This window comes from Colwellia sp. BRX8-7 (genome assembly GCF_014077275.1).
Taxonomy (GTDB): domain Bacteria; phylum Pseudomonadota; class Gammaproteobacteria; order Enterobacterales; family Alteromonadaceae; genus Colwellia_A.
In genome coordinates this window covers 87,575-108,249 of sequence record NZ_JACGVP010000003.1, presented here as the reverse complement: position 1 = coordinate 108,249, position 20,675 = coordinate 87,575, and the positions used below count along the sequence as shown (strand labels likewise).

Genomic DNA, 20,675 nt, shown 5'->3' with positions numbered 1-20,675 from the left:
AGGGATACTTAATATGAAATTCACTAAGTTGCATTATGCTGTGCTTACAGCACTAGCTGCATCGAGCGCTCTCTCTGCTGAAGAAGTCACAAAGCAACAAAAAGCAACGATAGAAGTTATTGAAGTTACTGCAACTAAACGCACAGAGTCTATTCAAGATGTTCCTGTTACCGTTACCGCCCTAACGGGTGCTAGTTTAGAAAAACTTGGGGTGTCAAATTTTGACGAATATGTAGAATTTTTACCTAATGTTGTTTTTCAGGGCACGGGCCCTGGACAAAATGAAATATATATCCGTGGTGCAGCTACCGCACAAACAAACATATCTGTTTCGTCAGTACAGGCATTGCAACCGTCAGTTGCTTTTTACTTAGACGAACAACCCGTTTCTATGCAAGGGCGTAACTTAGATGTTTACGCGACTGATGTTGAACGTATAGAAGTTTTACCTGGGCCACAAGGCACACTTTTTGGTGCTAGCTCGCAATCGGGCACAGTTCGCTTGATTACCAAAAAACCAAACCATGATGGTTTTTCTGCCGGTTTTGATACCAGCACAAGTACCACAAAAGGCGGGGACTTAAGTAATTCTGTTGAAGCTTATTTCAATATGTCTTTAACGGATTCACTTGCTGTTCGTGTTGCGACTTACAATGATCACCAAGGCGGTTGGATAGATAATATTCGCAATGTCCCTGGTCAAGGTGGTTACAACGGTAGTGCAGTAGTTATTGATAGAATTTCAGCTAATTTTGCTAAACTAGCTGATCCAGAAAACACTCCAACTACCGCACCACAAAACGATGCTTTAGTAGAAGACGACTTTAACACTGCTAATTATGCTGGTGCACGTTTTGGTGCCTCATACTTGATCAATGACGAATGGAACCTTTTAGTTCAACACACTCAACAGTCTCTCGATACTGAAGGTGTGTTTTCTTATGATCCAAATCTTGAAGGTCAAACATCAACAAACCGTTTTGTACCAGAAAATAACAATGATGATTTTGGTTTAACCACCTGGACACTAGAAGGTCGCCTTGAGCAACTTGATATCGTTTATACTGGTGGTTACTTAGACAGAGATATTAATTCAACGATTGATTACACCGGTTATACCAATGGTGGTCAATTTTCAGCTTATTATGTTTGTAACTATGCAAGTGCACCTGAAGCACAAGAGTGTCTTGACCCAACTAAGTATTACAAAGAAGAAACTAGTACCTCTCGTATGACTCATGAGCTACGTTTCAATACGCCTGCTGATAAAGACTGGCGTGTTACGGCTGGTGTTTTTTATGACACGCAAGAAGTATCATCAGTGGGTCAATTTAAAATAGCCAATACTGAACTTTTCCCAGATTTACAAAGAACTCTTGTTGGTAGTGAAGGTATTAACAGTAATGGTGGGCCTTTCCCTGCTGAAGTCAGCTTTGTTAATGATGTTACCCACACGATAGATCAAGTCGCGGTATTTGGTCAGTTTGCTTATGACATAACCGACACAGTTACCGCAAGTTTTGGTGCCCGTTGGTATCAAATTGATGACATTTATAAAGGGTCGACAACAACCGCTGATGTTAGTGGTCGATTACGTGCCTTTGGTGACGGAAGTGACGCTGCCTTAAACGAATTTTTTGGTGAAGAAGAAGCAACGGCCATTAAAGAGGCTATTGCTAGCGGTCAGTTAGACACAAGTTTACTTGATAATAGTGGTAAATTAACCGTAGATGATACGATTATCAAAGCCTCTGTTGATTGGAAAGTAACGGACGATGTGATGGTCTTTGCCTCATATTCAGAAGGTTTTAGACCGCCGGTTACTAACCGTGTAGGTGGTGGTTCTGCTGCAAACCAAGAAGGCGCTTTTGAAGGCTTCCGTATACCGGTATACTCAACTACCGATAGCTTAGATAACATTGAAGTTGGTTTTAAATCAACCTTGTTTGACCAATCATTACGCTTTAATGCCACAGCTTATTATTCAAAAATATCTGATCTACAGACCTCACGCTATGACCCAACCAATATCAGTTTCTTAGTATTTACTGATAACGTAGGTGATGCAGAGATCAAAGGTATTGATGGTGATTTTAGCTGGGTAGTGACTGACAACTTAGTTATCTCGGGCGCGTTCAGCTTAATTGATACTGAATTAACATCAGTTAATGACGTACTTGATGGCATTGCACCAAGTGTTGGTAGTAGATTACCTTATTCAGCTAAATTTTCAGGCAACCTACAAGCAGAATATTACTATAATATCTCTGGCGATTTAACCGGTTATATTAACGGTTCAATCAGTTATACCGGCGAAAGGCTTGCGGGTATGGCAATGGATGCTTACATGGTCGAAGATGCGACTAATTTAGTTTATGGCACAGGTTCAGGTTTAAGTATTCAAAAAGAAGCTGATGTCTATAAAGGTGTTAACTATCAAAGTAGTAACGGAGAAACCTTTGCCGGTGGTCGTTACATTCAAGATAGTTACGTTTTGGCCAACTTAAGCTTTGGTGTGACTAACGACGAATGGAAAGCAGAATTTTTTATCGATAACTTAACTGATAAAAGTGCCATTCTATACGTAGATACACAACAATATACGCCAAAAGTTGTTTCTAACAGACCTCGTACTGTAGGTTTTAGATTCTCGTATGATTTTTATTAAGCGTTAATGTTAATTAACTTTTAACTAAAAACTAAATAAAGCCGCTTGAACTTTGTATCAAGCGGCTTTTTATTGATAGAGTATCTCATCAGAGCAAGACCACTTGTTAAACTGCCTTGGAGCAAAATCGTTGAACAACACAACTGTCCCCCCGATTGAAACACACTTAAAATCGATTCAAACCTTAATCCAAACGGCAAAATTTAGCGAAGCGATTGCACAAAGTAAAGCACTGCAACAACAAGTCACCGAACAGCAAGACCACATTGAATTATGGTATTTAATGGCTATTGCCCAGCGCTATAGCAAAGAATTTACCCAAGCACTCACCAGTATTAACGCGTTACTTAAACTTGATGCCCTGCACAGCCGAGCAAATCAAGAACAAGGTTATACGTATTTAGCCTTGAACAAAGTTAAGCAAGCTAAATTATCCTTTGAAAAGGCCGTACAACTTAATCCAAGTTTAGTGGGTAGTTGGCATGAGCTAATTCAACTTTATCGACAAGACAGCCAACAAGAACAAGTGCAAAAGGCAGCTAACCATCTCGAAAAATTGAAAAAATTACCGCCGGCATTACTGGCGGTTACCGAATTAATGTATGAAGGGAAATTATTAAAGGCTGAGCAAATTTGTCGACATTTTTTACAGAACAACAAACGTCATGTCGATGGCATGTGCCTACTTGCTGAAATAGGTATGGAGCTAAAAGTTTATGACGATGCTGAATTTTTGCTGGCTAGCGCCCTTGAATTAGCCCCTGATCATATTCATGCACGCTCTCAATATCTAAACCTTCTTATCCGTTTAGGAAAATATAAAGCCGCAGAGCAGCAGGTTGAAACATTACTACTGACACAACCAGACAATCTTAGCTATAAGATCGCCAAAGCCAATACGTTGACCGGCTTAGGTAAAATAGAACAAGCTATAACTTTGTTTGAGCAAGCCATCAGACAAGATAGCAAGATCCCCGGTTTCTATTTACAACTTGGTCATGCGCTAAAAGCTCAAGGCGATATCAAAAAAGCGGTTGCTGCTTACCAAAAAGCTTATCAATTAAACCCCAGCTACGGTGATGCATTTTGGAGTTTAGCCAATACGAAAACCTACCGCTTTAGTGATGAAGAAATCACCAAAATGCAACACCAGCGTACGGATGAGAATTTGGCGATAACCGACAAAGTGCAATTACATTTTGCTACCGGTAAAGCCTTTGAAGACAGAGAAGACTATCAGCAAGCCTTTGAAGCTTATCAGCAAGGTAATGAATTACAGCATGCTAGCAATGGCTTTGACATTAATAAAATAGAACAACAAGTCGCTGAACAAATAAAATACTGTACCCACGAGTTATTTGAAGTTCGTCGCAATTTAGGCCTTAACTCACCTGATCCTATTTTTATTGTTGGTTTACCCCGTGCAGGTTCAACCCTGCTTGAACAAATATTGGCTTCACACAGTCAAGTTGATGGCACGATGGAACTGCACAACATTTTAGGCTTAGCGTCGAGGTTACGCGGGCGCGAGAATAATAAAAATGATCAGGAAAGTCATAAAGAAAGCCAATACCCCAAAAATTTAGCTGAAATTAATCCGACATATTTTAAACGCTTCGGTCAACAATTTATTGATGAAACACGAGTCTATCGTGAACAGGCCCCTCTTTTTATTGATAAAATGCCTAACAATTTTTTACACATAGGTTTGATTAAATTAATACTGCCAAACGCGAAAATTATTGATGCAAGACGCCAACCAATGGCTTGTTGCTTTAGTGGTTTTAAGCAATTATTTGCCGAAGGACAAGATTTTAGTTACCGCCTTGAAGACATTGGCCGTTACTACCTGGCTTATCTGAAATTAATGGCTCATTGGCAGCAAGTACTGCCGGGATTTGTTTTAACGGTTAATCACGAAGATGTTGTTGATGACTTAGAAAAGCAGGTCAGAAGAATACTTGATTTTTGTGGCTTAAGCTTTGAACAATCTTGTGTTGATTTTCATAAAACCAAACGCACCATTAAAACGCCAAGCTCTGAGCAAGTCCGTCAGCCGATTTATAAAAGTGCTACCGAGCAATGGCGTCACTTTGAACCTTACTTAGCACCATTAAAAAAAGTATTAAACATCGAATAAACGGTTGTTATTAAGACATTAGTAAATATTTAAAACCATTATACAAACTGTTATAGTGAACAAATAAACAGCGAAATAACACCTTCGCTAAAAAGGATTTTGTGAGAATAAGCTAAAATGAACCACTTTGATAACGAAAAATTTCATCAACCTCATGTCATTTCATTATTTGCATTAGTAGGTATGTCGATAACGGCTGTTATGGGAATTGTTGGTCTTTTTAACAAAAACTTTGTTTTAGCGATATCGTTATTCATTGCCAGCTTGATTTATTTCATCGGCTATTATGCACACAAAAAATTTAACAATGTTAAATTAAGTTCTGCAATCATTCTATATTCTTTATATATATTAATGTTTTACCTTATATATACTGGTGGCGTTGAGAATACAGGTCCACTATGGATATTTATTGTTGCTCCTGTCTCAGTATTTGTTCATGGCCTAAAACGTGGCCTGATAGAGATTATGTTCTTTGTAATAATATCTATTGCAATCATGAGTATACCTACGGAAATCATTCCTCATACTGCCTACAGCACTGAATTTAAATTACGCTTGTTATACTCTTTTTTAACCGTGACTTTTCTTTCTGCTCTATATGAATATTCAAGAGATCAATCTTATCAGCACACCTTAAAATTAAGTGAAAAATATCAACGCTTGGCGCATTTAGATCCCCTAACCCAATTATCTAATCGCCGTGCTGCGCTTACTCTGTTAAAACGAGAACAAGCACGTGTCATTCGCAGTAAAGAATCTTTATCTATTATTTTATGTGACATTGACCACTTTAAAAAAATTAATGATAAGTACGGTCATAATGCGGGTGATGCAGTATTAATTGAGTTGGCAAAAATATTTACCAATGGTATGAGGGAGCAAGACTGTATTGCTCGTTGGGGTGGAGAAGAGTTTTTATTTATTTTACCGCAAACCCAAGCCAAAAGTGCCCATGTTTTAGCAGAAAAAATCCAAGAAAAACTCCAACACCATATTGTTCATTATGAAGGCCATGATATTAATGTCAGGATGAGTATGGGCATTGAGCAATTCAAAGACAACCAAACCATTGATGAAATGATCAACTGTGCAGATAAGCAGCTTTACCAAGCGAAAAATGCTGGCAGAAATCAAATTTTTCCAAAATTTTAAATTTGCTGTTTTATCACAAGATAATCAAAGGATTATCGCGCCTGCTCAACATCACTTAAAATCGAAATATGCCCATCATACAATGTATTTAGTACAAGCCTCGTAAAGCTCTTGTAGTTGTACAGGTTTACTTAGCACGCGATCAAAGCCTATCTCTTTGTATAACTCAACATCTTCACTCATAACATTTGCCGTTATCGCAACGATCGGAATATTAGAGCTTGCTCTAATAATTTTACAGGCTTCAACACCATCCATTACCGGCATTTGAATATCCATAAAGATAACCTTAGGATGATGAGTTTTAAACAGCTCGATACATTCAGCGCCGTTTTTCGCCATCAATATATTGGCACTGGTTGGCGCCATTAACTTATTAAATATGGTGCGATTAATGGCAGTATCCTCAGCAAGTAAAATAGTGATGTTTTTTAATTTCGGTGTCGCCAAAAGTGCTTTTTCTTTCAATATTTTCTGTTTATTTGTTCGAGTCAAAGGTAAAGAAATAACGAAACAACTCCCTTCACCTAGCTTGCTTTGTACCTCTATATTACCCCCCATCATTTTAGCTAAATTCAAAGCGATATTAACACCTAAACCGGTGCCACCGTATTTCCTGGTCGTCGACTTATCCGCTTGTTCAAAACGGTCAAAAATACTGTTCAATGCATATTCAGACATGCCTATGCCCGTGTCGATCACCTTAATAACGACTTCTTGTGAGCCACTAATATTAATATTTACGCTACCTTGATGAGTAAACTTAAGTGCATTAGAGATAATATTAATCAAGACCTGCTTTACTCTCGTTACATCACCTAGCCAATATTGATGAAAATGATCATCAAAATTCAATGCTAATGTGATTGAATTTTCGACCGCTATCGGTTTAAATTCATTATAAAGATTGTTAAGCAGTTCCTTTAAATCAAAAGAATTGGCCTCAAACTCTACTTTGCCTGCCTCAATTTTAGAAAAATCCAAAATATCATTCAAAATGGTTAACAAGCTTTTACAAGATGACAATCCGGTTAAAATAATCTCATGTGATTCTTCATTGTCGACAGAGTTTTGTAAAATCTGCAGCGAGCCAAAGATACCATTCATTGGAGTACGTATTTCGTGACTCATGTTTGCTAGAAACTGTGATTTATAATTACTTACCCTTTCTAATTCTGACGCTTTTTGTTCAATTTCTTTATATGAACGTTCAAGTTCCAAGGTACGTTTTTTTACTTGAAATTCCAAATATTGTTGATTATCAAGCTGAGTAAAAATTAGCACCAAAAGTTGAGTCAAGGTTTCTATATATGAGTGATCAGCCAAAGATAGTGGGGTTTCTTTTAATAAGCCTAGTGTGATGACACCCAATACCTGGTTTTTTGACATTAAGGGGACAACGAGCTCAGACGACATCTCATTTTTCACCATAAAGGCCTTTGCTGCTAACGCTTGATATTTTACTGGCAGTTGATTAGTCGTATCTTCACTACATTTAATAAAATGAAGTAATGAATGGCCTTTCACCACTTCAGCGCTTAATTGATAATTTACATGAGTAAATTCATTGGCACTTTTAGTGATCCGATTCAAATAAGTAATCGTTAACTGACTAGATTGCAAGGTGTCGACACCTTTGTGTAAGAACTGTACATACTGCTTAAATAACGCTTCTTTGTCATTTACCTGCATCATTTCTTGGGCACTTAACAGTAATTGTTCTAGGTAATTATTTGCATGATTAAGTGCAAAGGCACTTGCTTTTATCTCTTGAAGGGAACAGTTAAGGCGTAAAGCCATATGATTAAAACTATCGGCAAGTACATGTAATTCATTTCGTTTAGGAGAGTCTATTTTTAACTTGAAGTCGTCTAAATCATCAACATTTAATTTTTCTACGGCATGGCTAAATTCTTCAAGGGGTTTAATTAACATGGGTCTTACTAGCCAAAGAAATATCCCCCAAAGCGCCAGCGTTTTAATAATTGAGTTAATAATAATTAGCGTAAAGCCGGTACTTAACTTACTCAGTATGACATCTCTATCTGAATAGAATACGCCAACACCCACTAATGAATTTTCGTCTTCACGACGATATTCAATATCAAAATAATGATCGATTAAAAAATCAACCGCAATGATTTCGTTAGAAGCAAGATGAACGTCACTTGTTCGTTGAGCAATAATATTATTGTTTGTATCAAATATCTGCACCGATGTTATCGAAGGCAGTTTAATAACGCCATCGATGATGGTGTTTATGCGGTCTTCGTCAAGATCCCACAGAGCATCAGATAAAGGCTGTTCGTAAGTGGATTGATAAAGCACGAGATCATTTTTAATCATTTGTTTAACATTGAAATATTCTATTGTCATATGTGTCAAAGTAACAACAATCGCGACAATAATATAAATAGAAAAAACACCACGTAGTAGAGTAAAACCAATGGAATGATTAATTGAAATTTTATTTTTTTTCACTCGAATTAACCTGTTATTTTATTTGTTATTTGGCACGATGGTGAAATCCAAGACTGCCAAAGCTGTTGATTGTCTGCCAACCATTGTGTTGCGGCTTCTTGATAGGTCGATTTGTTTACATCTACTTCGTACGCCAACTTAGCTAACATTGCGTTACTAAAGTTAATTTTAGTGAGTGTTTCGAATGCGCACGGCCATTTTATTGGCATTTCATGCCAAGCGACTTTTTTTAACCAACCATCGGTAGGATTTCCGCAATCGTGCAAAAAATTCTTATTTTCGCCCCATTCAGGTTTTGTTTCACAGTCAGAGTGGTAGCGTGGAAACTCAACAAATTGACCTTTATATTTTGCTTCAATCCAATTAGGTGTCCAATTAAATAACACTATGGGTTGCTTATTACGTATCGCTTTATCGAGTATTTCCCAAAGCTCATCACTATTGTTAGCAGTAACTACTTTAAATTTAAGGTCTAGTGCTCTTATTTTCGCTCCATCGGGTTTCTCCCAAGGTCCTCCAAGATAGCGTCCCCTCGGTGAGGTTTCTTTAGTTTCAAATAAGTGCGCACAACTATTTAACGCTCGCCAAGAGGGTAAGCCCGGACAGAGGTCTAGCACATAGTCAGGGAACCACCATTCTTCACGCGTTTTCGCATCATGAGAACCTGCATCGATAATGCCACCTTCATCTATCATGCGGGTATACATTTTCTCCATGGTGCCTTGCCACACTTCCATTTGTACATGTGCTAAACCACGTTGCAGTGCCCCCCATTGAGCACCTGTGGTTTTTTTTGAAAAAATAACAGAGTAGCCCATGCCCTCAAATAATTCTGCTGTAATATGAGATAACACCAACTGACTTGTCCAATCGTTTAAGACAATTTTTATCGGTTCGTCATTACGAAGGGTCTGCGCTTGTGAGGAAGTAAACGTCAGTAGGTTAAAAATAATGAATAACAACAGTATAAGTTTTTCCTTGCTATACATGTGAGCCCTAGAGTTTTGTTTCAATATTGCACTAACTATAGACAGGTTTTCAATAAATCATAGACAATAATTATGTGAAAATCTGACTTTTAGCGCTGATAACAACACAATCTGTCTTTGGTCGTAGATATTTGATTGTTTGCCGATTTTACTTTTGTGTAATAGGCCATATCAAGCTAATCTAGGATCACACAAAAATAGGATAGTACTTATGAAACAGTCGATGATAATCAACGGAAAAGCCCATGAAATTACGGTAGATGGTGATATGCCACTTTTATGGTTTCTTCGAGACAACTTGGAGTTCACTGGCACCAAATTTGGCTGTGGTAGTGGTTTGTGTGGTGCTTGTACCGTTCACGTTGATGGCCAAGCCATACGTTCATGTATTACTCCAGTAAGTACCTTGGTTGATAAAAAAATTACCACCATTGAAGGACTATCCGAAAAGGGTGACCACCCGTTACAAAAAGCTTGGTTAAATAATAATGTTCCCCAATGTGGATATTGTCAGGCCGGACAAATTATGAATGCGGCGAGCTTATTAGCGGTTAATGCTTCCCCCACTGAAGCTGAAATTGATACGGCAATGCAAGGTAATATTTGTCGTTGCGGTACCTACCAACGCATTAAAAAAGCCATCGTTGAAGCTGCTGACACGTTAAGTAAGGAGGTTTAGTATGACCATTTCAAACGTAAGCCGTCGTAATTTTTTAAAAACAGCCGGTCTAGCCACCGGAGGTTTAGTGATAAGTGTTGCTTTACCGATGAATGCCTTAGCAGAAAAGGGCATTATCAAAGACAGTGGTGATGGACTTAACGCTTTTATTCACCTGGCTGAAAATGGCGATACTATTATCTATTGTGGCCGCTGCGAAATGGGCCAAGGTATTAGTACTGCCCTGCCTTCTGCTGTCGCTGATGAAATGGAAGCTGATTGGCAGCGTGTTACGGTAAAGCAAGGTGACGCCGACGAAAAATATGGTCCGCAAGCAACAGGTGGCTCAGCGAGTATCCGCGTAATGTACCAGCCTATGCGTGAAGCTGGAGCGACAGCAAAAGCGATGTTAATTGCCGCAGCAGCAAAAGTGTGGAAAACCTCTCCTGAAAACTGCTTTGCTCAAGCACATTTTGTTATTAATAAAACTAATCAACAAAAACTCGCTTATGGTGAATTAGCAAGTATTGCTGCCAATATGCCGATACCTGAAAAACCTGTGCTTAAAAAGAAAAGTGATTTTAATTACATAGGTAAAGAATTACCTCGTCATGATCAGGCAGCAGTGGTGGTCGGTAAACGTATTTATGGTGTCGATACTAAACTACCCGGCTTAAAATATGCGGCCATGATCCATTGTCCTGTTTTAGGCGGCGCCTTAAAAAGCCTTGATAAAACCGAGGCTTTGAAAATGAAAGGTGTTATTGACGTTATCGAAATTCCACGTTTTAACATCCCGTTTGGTTCTATTGGCGGTGTTGCCGTAGTGGCTGACAATAGCTGGACGGCACAACAAGCGGTGAAAAAGTTAAAAATAACTTGGGATTTAGGCGAAAATGCTATTTACGACACCAAAGAATATAAACAGCAACTGGTTAAAAATGTTGAAAAACCAGCAACGTTAGCCGCTGAACGTGGTGATATTGAAAAAGCGTTTGGCGCAGCAAAACATAAAATGTCAGCCACTTATACCGGAGGACATCTTTCACATGCACCGATGGAGCCTAATGCGAGTGTCGTATGGGTGCAAAAAGACTCCTGTGAAGTATGGGCGTCAACACAAAGCCCTGCCGATATTCAAAAAGTATTAGGGCAATACTTAACACGCGAGCCAAAAGATATCGTGGTGCATGTAGCAATGGCCGGTGGTGCTTTTGGTCGTAAATTTAAGTGTGACTACGTTCATGAAGCCGCTGTTATTTCAGAAAAGACTGGTGTGCCAATTCAGCTAACGTGGACCCGCGAAGAAGATATGCGTACGGGCTATTATCACTCGATAAATGCCCAACACATTGAAGCATCTATGGACGACCAAGGAAACGTGACCGGTTGGTTACATCGCGCCGCCTTTCCGTCAATATCAACCTTATTTGACCCTTCGTTAGTTAGAACACCGGCGAATAGTTTAGAAGATATTACTAATCATTTATTTGGTATTGAGAATTGTCGTGTCGAATCAGGCGATGCCAAAGCTCATACGCGTATTGGTTGGTACCGGGCAGTTTATGCTATTTTCTATGGTTTTGCTTTTAGTACCTTTGCCGACGAATTAGCGTACAAAGCAAATAAAGATCCTTTGTCTTTTGTTAATCAACTTTTTGATAACAATAAAAATAAAGAACAGCAAGCAAACGTCAAACGAGCTAAAGATATTCTCGCCATTGCTGCTGAGAAATCAGGCTGGGAGAACCGTAAATCACTACCAAAAGGCCAAGCTATTGGTTTAGCGGTGCACTATAGTTTTCAAAGCTTTGTTGCCATGGCAGTACATGTTGAAGTCAACGGTGATGATATTAAAGTATTAAATGTAGACTGTGCGATAGATTGTGGCCAAGTACTTAACCTTGATGGCGCAACAGCGCAAATGGAAGGCGCCGTTGTTATGGGCATGTCATTAGCATTAAGCACCGAGATAACCTTTAGAGAAGGTGCCGTGGTTAATTCAAATTTTCATGATTACCCCGTTATGCGTATTACCGATATGCCAAATGTTAGGGTTCATATTCCTGATTCAGATGAAAGCCCAACAGGATTAGGCGAACCCGGTGTTGCTCCTTTTGCACCCGCATTAAGCAATGCTGTCTTTGCCGCTTCAGGTAAGCGCTATAGAGATTTACCTTTTAAACCGATGTCAGTGTAAGGATTAAATGAACGTTTTATTGTTAATTTTTTTATATTGTTGTAGCAATTTCGAGCAACAACACGTATTGCTCAGCAAGGACTTTTTCCTATGAGCAATCATTTATCGCACTTATTAGCGCAATGGTACCCGCATCGAGATAACGCTGATTGGGTACTTGCTACTATTTACCAGACCGAAGGCCCGTGTTACCGAAAACCCGGAGCTATGATGTTATTTAGTAGCCAAGGTGATCAATTAGGTATGCTAAGTGGTGGCTGTTTAGAGTCAGATATCGGTGTTAATGCCAGAAAAGTTATGCAAACAAACAAGTCAATGTTGGTTTGCTATGATGGAACTGACGAAGATGATTTATCTTTTCATCTGGGTATTGGTTGTGGCGGCACGATTTATATAATGTTGCAGCAAGTCCATGCCGCTAATGACTATTTATCATTGGCGCAAGTTTACGACGCACTTAAGCATCGTATTTCTGGCTACCTTTATCAAAGTATTGTCGAGCAAGGAAATGATGCGCAAGCTTATTTCGAAGCGAAAAAAGTCACGAATATAGCGGCAACAGCGACATTAATTCCCTCCCCCTTAAATAACGATGACAAAACAAACTGGTTAGCAACCCCGATTGTACCCGAACCTCATCTGCTTGTTGTTGGCGGAGGTATTGACGCACGTCCGCTGGTCAATATGGCTGAACAGTTAGGTTGGAAAGTATCGTTGTGGGATCCACGTCCCGCCAATGCTCGAAAAGAATATTTTTCAAATGTTAGCCATATTATAAAAGGCGAAGCCGAAGTACTGACCACCTTTGCTGCAGAAAAAGATGTTAACGCCGCCATATTGATGAGCCATAATGTCTCGATTGATGCCGCGGCGTTAAAGGCTTTAGCTAACACCAATATTCAATATTTAGCTTTGCTTGGTCCAAATAATAGAAAACAGCAAGTTATTACTCAGGCTGAAGTTGTCGAGCAATCTTTATCGTTTACATTCGCCGGCCCTGCGGGTCTTGAAATCGGTGGAACCTTGCCTGAGAGCATAGCCTTATCGATACTTGCCGAGTGCCATGCCAGCCTATTTAACAAAAGTGCTCAGTCGATTAGCCATGTACTTTAGTCGTCGCCATCGAACAATAACACCATGAAACGCCCCGATTATAACTTGAAAATAGTGCTACTGGCGGCAGGTAAAAGTGAACGCTTTAACGGTATCAAGGTACTCGCAAAAGTACAGCGACAAGAAACGTCAATAACTTTACTCGAGCATGCTTTACAACAACTGTTTTTAGCACTTAAGACACTGAATATCAGTAACAAAAATATTCGTGTCGCCACAGGGCGTTATCATCAAAAAATAAGCGAATTATTAGACGACCCCGACCTCTTATATTATTGCGAAGCCGCACATTTAGGCTTAGGGCATACTATTGCACAGTCTGTTGAACACATGCTAAATGATGCACAGGATGATGAAAGTAGCATCAGCCATATTTTGATAGCATTGGCTGATCAAGTTGCTTTAACTGCAGATGACTATATCGCATTAATAAAACAGTCTTTAGTGTTACCAAACACGTTAGTTTGTGCAAAAGCAGGGCAAGAATTCATGCCACCAGCTATTTTCCCCTCAGTTTATTTTACCGACTTAATGCTCTTAAAGGGTGATAAAGGCGCTAAGTCCGTTTTATATACTAATAAAGAAAACCTTCAAACAGTAAACCTTCCTCATACCGAAAAAGATATCGATACCCAGCAAGATTTGGCTGATTGGTATAGCAATACATAAACGTTCTAATATTTAAAACACAACCTCTTACATTATATAAGCCTAATTTTTCGACAATTTAACGCTTTGCTGTTTTAATAAACTCATCTATTGGTTAGTTTAGAGTAAACCGATTAATTAGCGGGCCAGCCAAAACAACAGGAAAATTGATGAACGCTTTTATAAAAATAATATCTGCCGCGTTATTTGCAGTTACCGCATCAAGTCAGGCAACTGACCTTACGTTAACCACCGACCAAGGCTTTGAATTAAAAGCGAGTTATTACCCGAGTAATAAAACCAGTGATCGCGCGGTATTGTTATTGCACCAATGTAATTATAATAGAACCATGTATAACGACATCGGCCAGCAATTATCAGACAAGGGCATTCATGCCTTGAGTTTAGACTTCAGAGGCTTTGGTGACAGTGCTAACGATGAATTTAGTGTTGAAAAGGTTCAAGCATTACCAAGAGAATCACGAAGTGCCGCTTGGCAAAAGGTGTCTAAACATTGGCCTAGTGATGTTCAACTCGCTTATGTTCATTTGAAAAGTAAAATGTCAGACAAAGGTATAGTCGGTGTAGTTGGCGCAAGTTGTGGTGGCTCTCAAGCCATTATTTTAGCAGAAAATAATCCTGTAAATCTCATTGGTTTTTTCTCATCAGGTCAGTCTGATGAAAACATTACGCGCTATAAAAAGATGCTAGCGGACAAACCTACTCTGATCATCGCTTCAGAAATAGATACCGGCACTTACCTTAGTGCGCAAAAATTATTTACGGCGTCTGAAAGCATGAATAGTAAATTTATTGCTTATAAAGGGTCTGCACATGGTTACCCTTTACTTGACAGTGATACGCAACTAGCCAGTTATATGGTGAGTTGGTTAGATAGTAATTTAGTGAAATAGCTTCAGAATAATTATGACAACAACTTTAAAAAAAATAACGATATTTATCGTTGGAATAACACTGATAGTTGGATGCAGTAACAACACCACAGCTAAAGATTTAACGAGTCAAAGCGTTAAAGAATACACCAAGTGCGTTGTTCATAAAAACAGTATTTGTAAAACTGATTTACACCCAAATAACGAACTTATTGCCACAGGAAGTTCAGGACCTAACGTTGAAATTTGGAATAGATATACCGGCAAAGTATTACAATCGCTTAAACACCCAGAAGGAGTGCCTAGCGTTAAATTTAGTCATGACGGCAAAATCCTCGCTACTGGCAGCTATGATAATAACGTAAGGATTTGGCAAGTTTCCAGCGGAGCGTTACTTAATACATTTTCTGGTCATCAGGGCATGGTCGTTAAATTAGCCTTCAGCCCCGATGGAAAAAGCTTAGCCAGTGTAAGCGCTGACGATACCGCCCGTCTTTGGAACTTAACGTCTGGTGAATCAAAAACCTTATCGGCACACGAAGGCGATGTATGGGGCGTGGCCTTCACTCCTGATAGTAAATCTCTGTTAACCGGTGGCGAAGATAACATTATTAATGTGTGGAATGCGTTCACTGGTGAGCATGTAAGAGCATTAAAAGAACATAACCAAGCGGTTTTAGATTTAGCCTTTAGTCACAACGGTAAGCTTCTAGCTTCCGGCGGCGATGACTATACGATAAAAATATGGGATACCACTAATTGGCAAGTACTCAATACATTAGAAGACGATTCATATTCTATCTACGACTTAACATTTAGTCATGATGACTCCTTTTTAGTAAGCGGTGGTCGCGACAAAGGCATGTTCAGTGAATTTCTTCAATATCAATGGGCATACGAGACTGATGAAAATGACATTACCGTTCGAATTTGGGATGTTAAAACAGGGAATGTAATACAAAGACTTAATGGCCATAAAAACGATGTTGGTAATGTAAATCTATCGTCTGACAGTAAAGTGTTGATCAGTTCAGGCGCGGATGGAAAAGTTGCGATTTGGGATACAACATCATTGCTAAAACGTTAATGCTAAACGTTATTATTGAGAAGGCAGTGTGATATGAAAATTTTATCACACTGCACAATTATGATTTAGCGATGGACTTAACCTTCAAAATAGAGATTATTTTCGGCTAGGTTCAAAAGCATCGTATCTTGGAAGGTTTTCATCAAGATCTTCCCAGTTTGCTTTTGAGGTAGCAAAGTTATGCGAAATAGGTCTTTCTGAAATATCAGAATCAACTATACCTAAACGAAGTCTCAGCCTTGTTGGGTCTTGCTCATTTGAACTAAAAACAGGCGAACCACATTTTGAACAAAAGTGACGGTTTCTACCGGGCTTGAAGGCAAAGGTTGTTAAAAATACTTCACCTGAAGTGATCTCAAAATCAGCGGTATTAATAAAACCGTTGGTAGCAAAAGCCGACCCACTATTCTTTCGACATAATGAACAATGACAGTGAATAATATCACTTATTGCCCCACTAATTTTAAGGTTTATCGTGCCACACAAGCACTGACCTAAATACATATAATCCACCCTTTGGTTTGTTTTTATAAGACACAACATTCGCCTTGAGTCTTGGCAATCGTTATAGATTCTATCAATAACTTGTCATTATTATCATCTAAAAAACAAGCAATATAGATAAATGGGCCGCTTTATCCCAAACCCAGTAATTATCTGCTTATTATTACCGATATAAACCACAGATAGGGTTCACCTCCTCATAAATAAAACGGCTACAAATAGCGCATTATTCATCGTGCTTTGTTAATGCATAAAAGTGCCCTAATAAAAAAGCACTTAACCTTGTCGGCTATTTATATTAAAATTGTTGGCTTAAGCAGCGATTGTCTGCACGTTTTATGCTTTAGGATTTTAATGCGTTTTTTTAAATTATTACTACTTTTCATCTTTATTTCAGGTTGTGCAACGATCACTTATATTGAGCTTGATGACCGTTATGGCTTTTCAAACCCAATTCATCGCAGCAATGTTACGACTATAACGCCACAACAAAGCGAGCTGTTTCATAATCAAGTGCGACCAATTTTAGAAAATCGCTGTATTGTTTGTCATGGCTGTTACGATGCACCTTGCCAATTAAAAATGGAATCTGTTGCCGGTATTGAACGAGGCGCTAATAAAACTGTCGTTTATGATGGTGCCCGTTTACAAGCGATCCCGGTAACTAATATCCAAGGTAATCCTAAAACAATTGACCAATGGCGTAGTGAAGAGTTTTATCCCGTTTTAAATGAACGCCAGCAATCACCACAAGCCAACTTAGCCAGCAGCTTGATGTATCAAATGCTGCAGCTAAAGCGTAATAATCCATTACCTGACGAGGTGATTTTATCGAAAGCATTTGATGTTAGTCTAAACCGCCAGCAAGAATGCCCGACCATAGATGAATTCAAACATTATCAAGAAAATAACCCTTTAGGTGGCATGCCTTACGCTTTACCTAATTTACCTGATGATGAATACCAACAATTAACGCTATGGTTAGCTGAAGGTGCAAAAATGCCTGCGCCTACTGCACCAAGTGCGACTGAGCTTGTTATGGTTGAAAAATGGGAGACTTTTTTAAATGGCGACTCTAAAAAAGAACAGCTCGTTGGCCGATATCTTTACGAACACTTATATTTAGCCAATTTATATTTTGACGCTAGCCAGCAAAGCTTTTTTAATATCGTTCGTTCAAAAACCCCCCCCACACAAGCGGTGCAAATTATTACCACTCGTCGCCCATTTGAAGACCCTAACGTTGAGCGCGTTTATTACCGTTTACAGAAAAAACAAGCCACCGTTTTAGCAAAACGTCATATGCCTTACCGTTTTGATTTAGCGAAACTTACTCGCTATAAAGCGCTGTTTTTTAGCCCCGATTACACGGTAGAGGAACTCCCTGGCTATAAACTAAAATATGCATCAAACCCTTTTATTACCTTTCAGGCATTGCCTCTTGAATCTCGTTATCGTTTTTTGCTTGATGAAGCGCAATTTTCAATTATGAATTTCATTAAAGGACCGGTTTGCAGAGGTCAAATTGCCCTGAATGTTATTGAAGACCAATTCTGGGTGGCTTTTGAGAACCCAGAGAATATTGATATGTTTGGTATTAACAAGTTTTTAGTTGAACACAGCAAACTCTTACAATTTCCAGCAGCAACCAGCAGCAGCGTATTATCAATTCTAGATTGGCGCGAATATGCCAGTCGACAAAAAGAATATGTCTCAGCGAAAAAAGCCTTTATTGAAAGCCTTGATCTGCGAGCTGGCAATATTGACCTTGATTTAATTTGGAGTGGTGAAAATAATCCTAACGCTGCACTGACTATTTTCCGGCATTTTGACAGTGCTTCAGTGGTTAAAGGTTTTGTTGGCAAGCCCCCCAAATCTGCTTGGGTGATTGGTTATCCACTACTTGAGCGCATCCATTACTTATTAGTGGCTGGATTTGATGTTTATGGCGATGTTGGTCACCAATTAAAAACCCGTTTATATATGGACTTTTTACGTATGGAGGGTGAATCAGCTTTTTTAATGTTATTGCCCCAGAAAGTTCGAAAAGAGACCCACGACCTATGGTATCGCGAGACGAGCTCAGATGTTAATGACTATAATTTTTTAGCTAACTTTGCTGATCTGCCCGATTCGGGGATTGAATACCAAACTGACCAACCCCAAGCAGAGTTATACCAACTGCTCAAGGAGCATACCGCAACAACACATAATAATAGTCATCAATTAACGTCGTCAATTAATGACTATAAATTCAAACGCCTGGAAAATTTAACTGGTGAAAGTGTTTCTTTACTACCAGAAGTCAGCTTTGTTGTCGTAAATGATAGCAACACAAGTCAGGTATTTACCCTGTTGAGAAATTCTGCCCATAGTAATGTAGCGCATTTGTTTGCAGAGAAAAAGCGTCGGCTACAAGCAGAAGATACGCTCACCGTAGCCAGAGGCGCCATAGGGACTTACCCGAAAGCGTTTTTTAATATTAGTCAGCAAGAAGTGGCTGAATTTATTGTTGCTATAGAAAATATGAAAACAAAAGATGATTACTTTAATTTGAAAAGTCGTTATGCGGTCAGACGTACCAATACAGACTTTTGGACGTTTTCCGACAAACTACATCAGCAACTAAACAATGATCAAGGTATTGAGTTTGGTTTATTAGATTACAATCGTTTGGAAAATAAGTAATAGCACTGAAAAAAAGGCAAAAAAAAGGCGTTTCTTGAAACCAAGAAACGCTTTATAAAAACATAAACACTAAGGGAAATAAACTCTCGTATAATAAGAGCCCCTATTGCCTGATAAGTTCAAATTAATTTAAATAAATTATTTATTTATTTCAGCGTGAAATCAAAAATAATTTCATAGCCCTCTTCACTGTATATTCCTCGACGATAACGCCATTTTGATAACGCTTTTCTAGCAGAGATATTAAGCTCGCGATTAACACTCGACTCGACAGTGCTAATATTTAAAACTTCACCTTGTGGCGAAATACTATAAGCCAGCTTTACGGTACCTGATTGTTGGGCTCTAATTGCGTCAACCGAATATTTTGGTTGCTCTTGATAGAGTGGCACCAAAGATAACGTGGGTGGTTTAATATCGGCGGTCACTGAAACAGTGACAACATCAATAGGCAGTGAAACAATTAACGTCTCCGGTCGATTATTAGCTCCAAGAGCAACTTCATTCTCAGATTGAGCAGGAACAACATAGGGTTGTTTGGGTGCTAATGGCGGTATAACAACCGCAATAAATTCATCTTCTGGGGTTATTTCTTGATATTCAACGACACTCAGCTCTATTGGCGATTTTGGCGCTGTTTGGAGGTTCGCTTGCTTAGAAAAATGACTTATCACGGCTAAAATACTAAATGAAGCCACAGCTCCTAAAAATAATAGGCTCAATAACTGCATTAGGGTATATCGCGATTTTTTACTTTTTTGCAAAGCTGACAAGTGAATTTCTGGTGCGATGACTTGTTGCTTTCTTTGTTGATAAAGTGAGGCGATTTCTTCATCACAGGATGGGTGTTTCATGATTTATCTTCCAATAAATTTTTAATATAAGTTCTGGCATAACGTAAACGGCTTTTAATCGTTTCAAAGCTTTCACCGGTTAATTCGGCAATTTGTTCAAGTGAAAAGCCTTCTTGTTGAAAAATAAAAGCCTCTCGCTGGTAAAAAGGCAATAAGGTAATTGCTCGATTAAAAAGGGCTAATCTATCAATATACTCAAATTGTTGCTCCAGTGAGTTATTATTGGTCTGCGACAATAGTTGTATATCTGTGGCCGCACCCTGCTCATCAAGGGATTGTGTTTGCCAACGGTTTTGCCTTCTTAATTCATCAATTAAGGTATTTCTAGCAATGGTGAACAACCAGCTTTTAACATTACTGTGTGCTGGATGGCTCGCTTTAATGTTCATCACCTTTAACCACATCGACTGAATAATATCTTCAGCAGTCTCTTTATCAGACTGGCTCAATAGATAATGATAAATTGGCTGATTAAATTGCTTCACCAGCAAAGTGAAATATTTATCTTTGCTGGTGGCAATATAACGCATTATTAATATTTCAGGGCTGATAGTTGGATTAAACCAACCCTTAACCATAGAAGGTAACTTCAAAGGC

The 20,675-nt window shown here is 38.8% G+C and carries 15 protein-coding genes; 10 read left to right on the top strand and 5 right to left on the bottom strand.

The genetic code is table 11. From position 1 onward, the window contains the following. Positions 1 to 13: 13 nt before the first annotated feature. The 3 genes from H4J57_RS04045 to H4J57_RS04035 all read left to right on the top strand — a co-directional run bounded on the left by H4J57_RS04045 (position 14) and on the right by H4J57_RS04035 (position 5,963). Complete coding sequence (locus tag H4J57_RS04045; protein ID WP_182215382.1) at positions 14 to 2,668, top strand: TonB-dependent receptor; 2,655 nt, start codon at positions 14 to 16, stop codon at positions 2,666 to 2,668. A 130-nt stretch (positions 2,669 to 2,798) separates the two neighbouring features. Beyond that, the gene (locus tag H4J57_RS04040) at positions 2,799 to 4,808 is read left to right on the top strand and encodes a tetratricopeptide repeat-containing sulfotransferase family protein (RefSeq protein ID WP_182242036.1); all 2,010 of its coding nucleotides are present in this window, start codon (positions 2,799 to 2,801) and stop codon (positions 4,806 to 4,808) included. Between the two features lie 117 nt (positions 4,809 to 4,925). Continuing rightward, positions 4,926 to 5,963: a GGDEF domain-containing protein gene (locus tag H4J57_RS04035; RefSeq protein ID WP_259366790.1), complete on the top strand. Its 1,038-nt coding sequence runs from the start codon at positions 4,926 to 4,928 to the stop codon at positions 5,961 to 5,963. Positions 5,964 to 6,038: 75 nt separating this feature from the next. Here H4J57_RS04035 and H4J57_RS04030 read toward each other — a convergent pair whose 3' ends face one another. Beyond that, positions 6,039 to 8,444 (bottom strand): ATP-binding protein, encoded by a 2,406-nt coding sequence (locus H4J57_RS04030; protein ID WP_182242035.1) that lies wholly within the window; start codon positions 8,442 to 8,444, stop codon positions 6,039 to 6,041. A gap of 5 nt (positions 8,445 to 8,449) precedes the next feature. Further along, entirely contained in the window at positions 8,450 to 9,406 is a 957-nt protein-coding gene (locus H4J57_RS04025) for an ABC transporter substrate-binding protein (RefSeq protein ID WP_259366789.1), read from the bottom strand. Positions 9,407 to 9,644: 238 nt separating this feature from the next. Here H4J57_RS04025 and H4J57_RS04020 point away from each other — a divergent pair, with 238 nt between their 5' ends. The 6 genes from H4J57_RS04020 to H4J57_RS03995 all read left to right on the top strand — a co-directional run bounded on the left by H4J57_RS04020 (position 9,645) and on the right by H4J57_RS03995 (position 16,032). Further along, complete coding sequence (locus H4J57_RS04020) at positions 9,645 to 10,112, top strand: (2Fe-2S)-binding protein (protein WP_259364808.1); 468 nt, start codon at positions 9,645 to 9,647, stop codon at positions 10,110 to 10,112. A 1-nt stretch (position 10,113) separates the two neighbouring features. After that, entirely contained in the window at positions 10,114 to 12,291 is a 2,178-nt protein-coding gene (locus H4J57_RS04015) for a xanthine dehydrogenase family protein molybdopterin-binding subunit (protein ID WP_182242033.1), read from the top strand. Positions 12,292 to 12,381: 90 nt separating this feature from the next. After that, entirely contained in the window at positions 12,382 to 13,404 is a 1,023-nt protein-coding gene (locus tag H4J57_RS04010) for an XdhC family protein (protein ID WP_182242032.1), read from the top strand. Positions 13,405 to 13,428: 24 nt separating this feature from the next. Beyond that, positions 13,429 to 14,073, top strand: coding sequence for an NTP transferase domain-containing protein (locus tag H4J57_RS04005; RefSeq protein ID WP_182242031.1), 645 nt, complete (start codon positions 13,429 to 13,431; stop codon positions 14,071 to 14,073). 149 nt (positions 14,074 to 14,222) lie between these two features. Beyond that, positions 14,223 to 14,966, top strand: coding sequence for a dienelactone hydrolase family protein (locus H4J57_RS04000; protein ID WP_182230592.1), 744 nt, complete (start codon positions 14,223 to 14,225; stop codon positions 14,964 to 14,966). Positions 14,967 to 14,979: 13 nt separating this feature from the next. Next, complete coding sequence (locus tag H4J57_RS03995; protein ID WP_182242030.1) at positions 14,980 to 16,032, top strand: WD40 repeat domain-containing protein; 1,053 nt, start codon at positions 14,980 to 14,982, stop codon at positions 16,030 to 16,032. Positions 16,033 to 16,128: 96 nt separating this feature from the next. On the opposite strand, the gene H4J57_RS03990 is transcribed toward H4J57_RS03995, so the two are convergent. Beyond that, on the bottom strand, positions 16,129 to 16,536 hold the full coding sequence (locus H4J57_RS03990) for a GFA family protein (RefSeq protein ID WP_182242029.1): 408 nt from the start codon (positions 16,534 to 16,536) through the stop codon (positions 16,129 to 16,131). Positions 16,537 to 16,890: 354 nt separating this feature from the next. Between H4J57_RS03990 and H4J57_RS03985 the strand changes: the two genes are divergently transcribed. Beyond that, positions 16,891 to 19,224, top strand: a complete 2,334-nt coding sequence (locus tag H4J57_RS03985) for a fatty acid cis/trans isomerase (RefSeq protein ID WP_182242028.1) — start codon at positions 16,891 to 16,893, stop codon at positions 19,222 to 19,224. Between the two features lie 146 nt (positions 19,225 to 19,370). Here the strand turns inward: H4J57_RS03985 and H4J57_RS03980 are convergent, their stop codons facing one another. Next, positions 19,371 to 20,078 carry an energy transducer TonB gene (locus H4J57_RS03980; RefSeq protein WP_182242027.1) on the bottom strand — a complete coding sequence of 236 codons (708 nt, stop codon included), beginning with the start codon at positions 20,076 to 20,078 and terminating at the stop codon, positions 19,371 to 19,373. Next, a complete protein-coding gene (locus H4J57_RS03975) occupies positions 20,075 to 20,671 on the bottom strand; it encodes a sigma-70 family RNA polymerase sigma factor (protein ID WP_182242026.1) in 597 nt (198 codons plus the stop codon). Before H4J57_RS03975 ends, H4J57_RS03980 begins: the two co-directional genes overlap by 4 nt. Positions 20,672 to 20,675: the final 4 nt, after the last annotated feature.

Excerpts from the sequence above, each read along its gene's own strand:
- H4J57_RS04045 (WP_182215382.1), top strand. The coding sequence starts at position 14 with ATGAAATTCACTAAGTTGCATTATGCTGTGCTTACAGCACTAGCTGCA.
- H4J57_RS04035 (WP_259366790.1), top strand. The coding sequence starts at position 4,926 with ATGAACCACTTTGATAACGAAAAATTTCATCAACCTCATGTCATTTCA.
- H4J57_RS04020 (WP_259364808.1), top strand. The coding sequence starts at position 9,645 with ATGAAACAGTCGATGATAATCAACGGAAAAGCCCATGAAATTACGGTA.
- H4J57_RS04015 (WP_182242033.1), top strand. The coding sequence starts at position 10,114 with ATGACCATTTCAAACGTAAGCCGTCGTAATTTTTTAAAAACAGCCGGT.
- H4J57_RS04010 (WP_182242032.1), top strand. The coding sequence starts at position 12,382 with ATGAGCAATCATTTATCGCACTTATTAGCGCAATGGTACCCGCATCGA.
- H4J57_RS04005 (WP_182242031.1), top strand. The coding sequence starts at position 13,429 with ATGAAACGCCCCGATTATAACTTGAAAATAGTGCTACTGGCGGCAGGT.
- H4J57_RS04000 (WP_182230592.1), top strand. The coding sequence starts at position 14,223 with ATGAACGCTTTTATAAAAATAATATCTGCCGCGTTATTTGCAGTTACC.
- H4J57_RS03995 (WP_182242030.1), top strand. The coding sequence starts at position 14,980 with ATGACAACAACTTTAAAAAAAATAACGATATTTATCGTTGGAATAACA.
- H4J57_RS03990 (WP_182242029.1), bottom strand. The coding sequence starts at position 16,536 with ATGTATTTAGGTCAGTGCTTGTGTGGCACGATAAACCTTAAAATTAGT.
- H4J57_RS03985 (WP_182242028.1), top strand. The coding sequence starts at position 16,891 with ATGCGTTTTTTTAAATTATTACTACTTTTCATCTTTATTTCAGGTTGT.
- H4J57_RS03980 (WP_182242027.1), bottom strand. The coding sequence starts at position 20,078 with ATGAAACACCCATCCTGTGATGAAGAAATCGCCTCACTTTATCAACAA.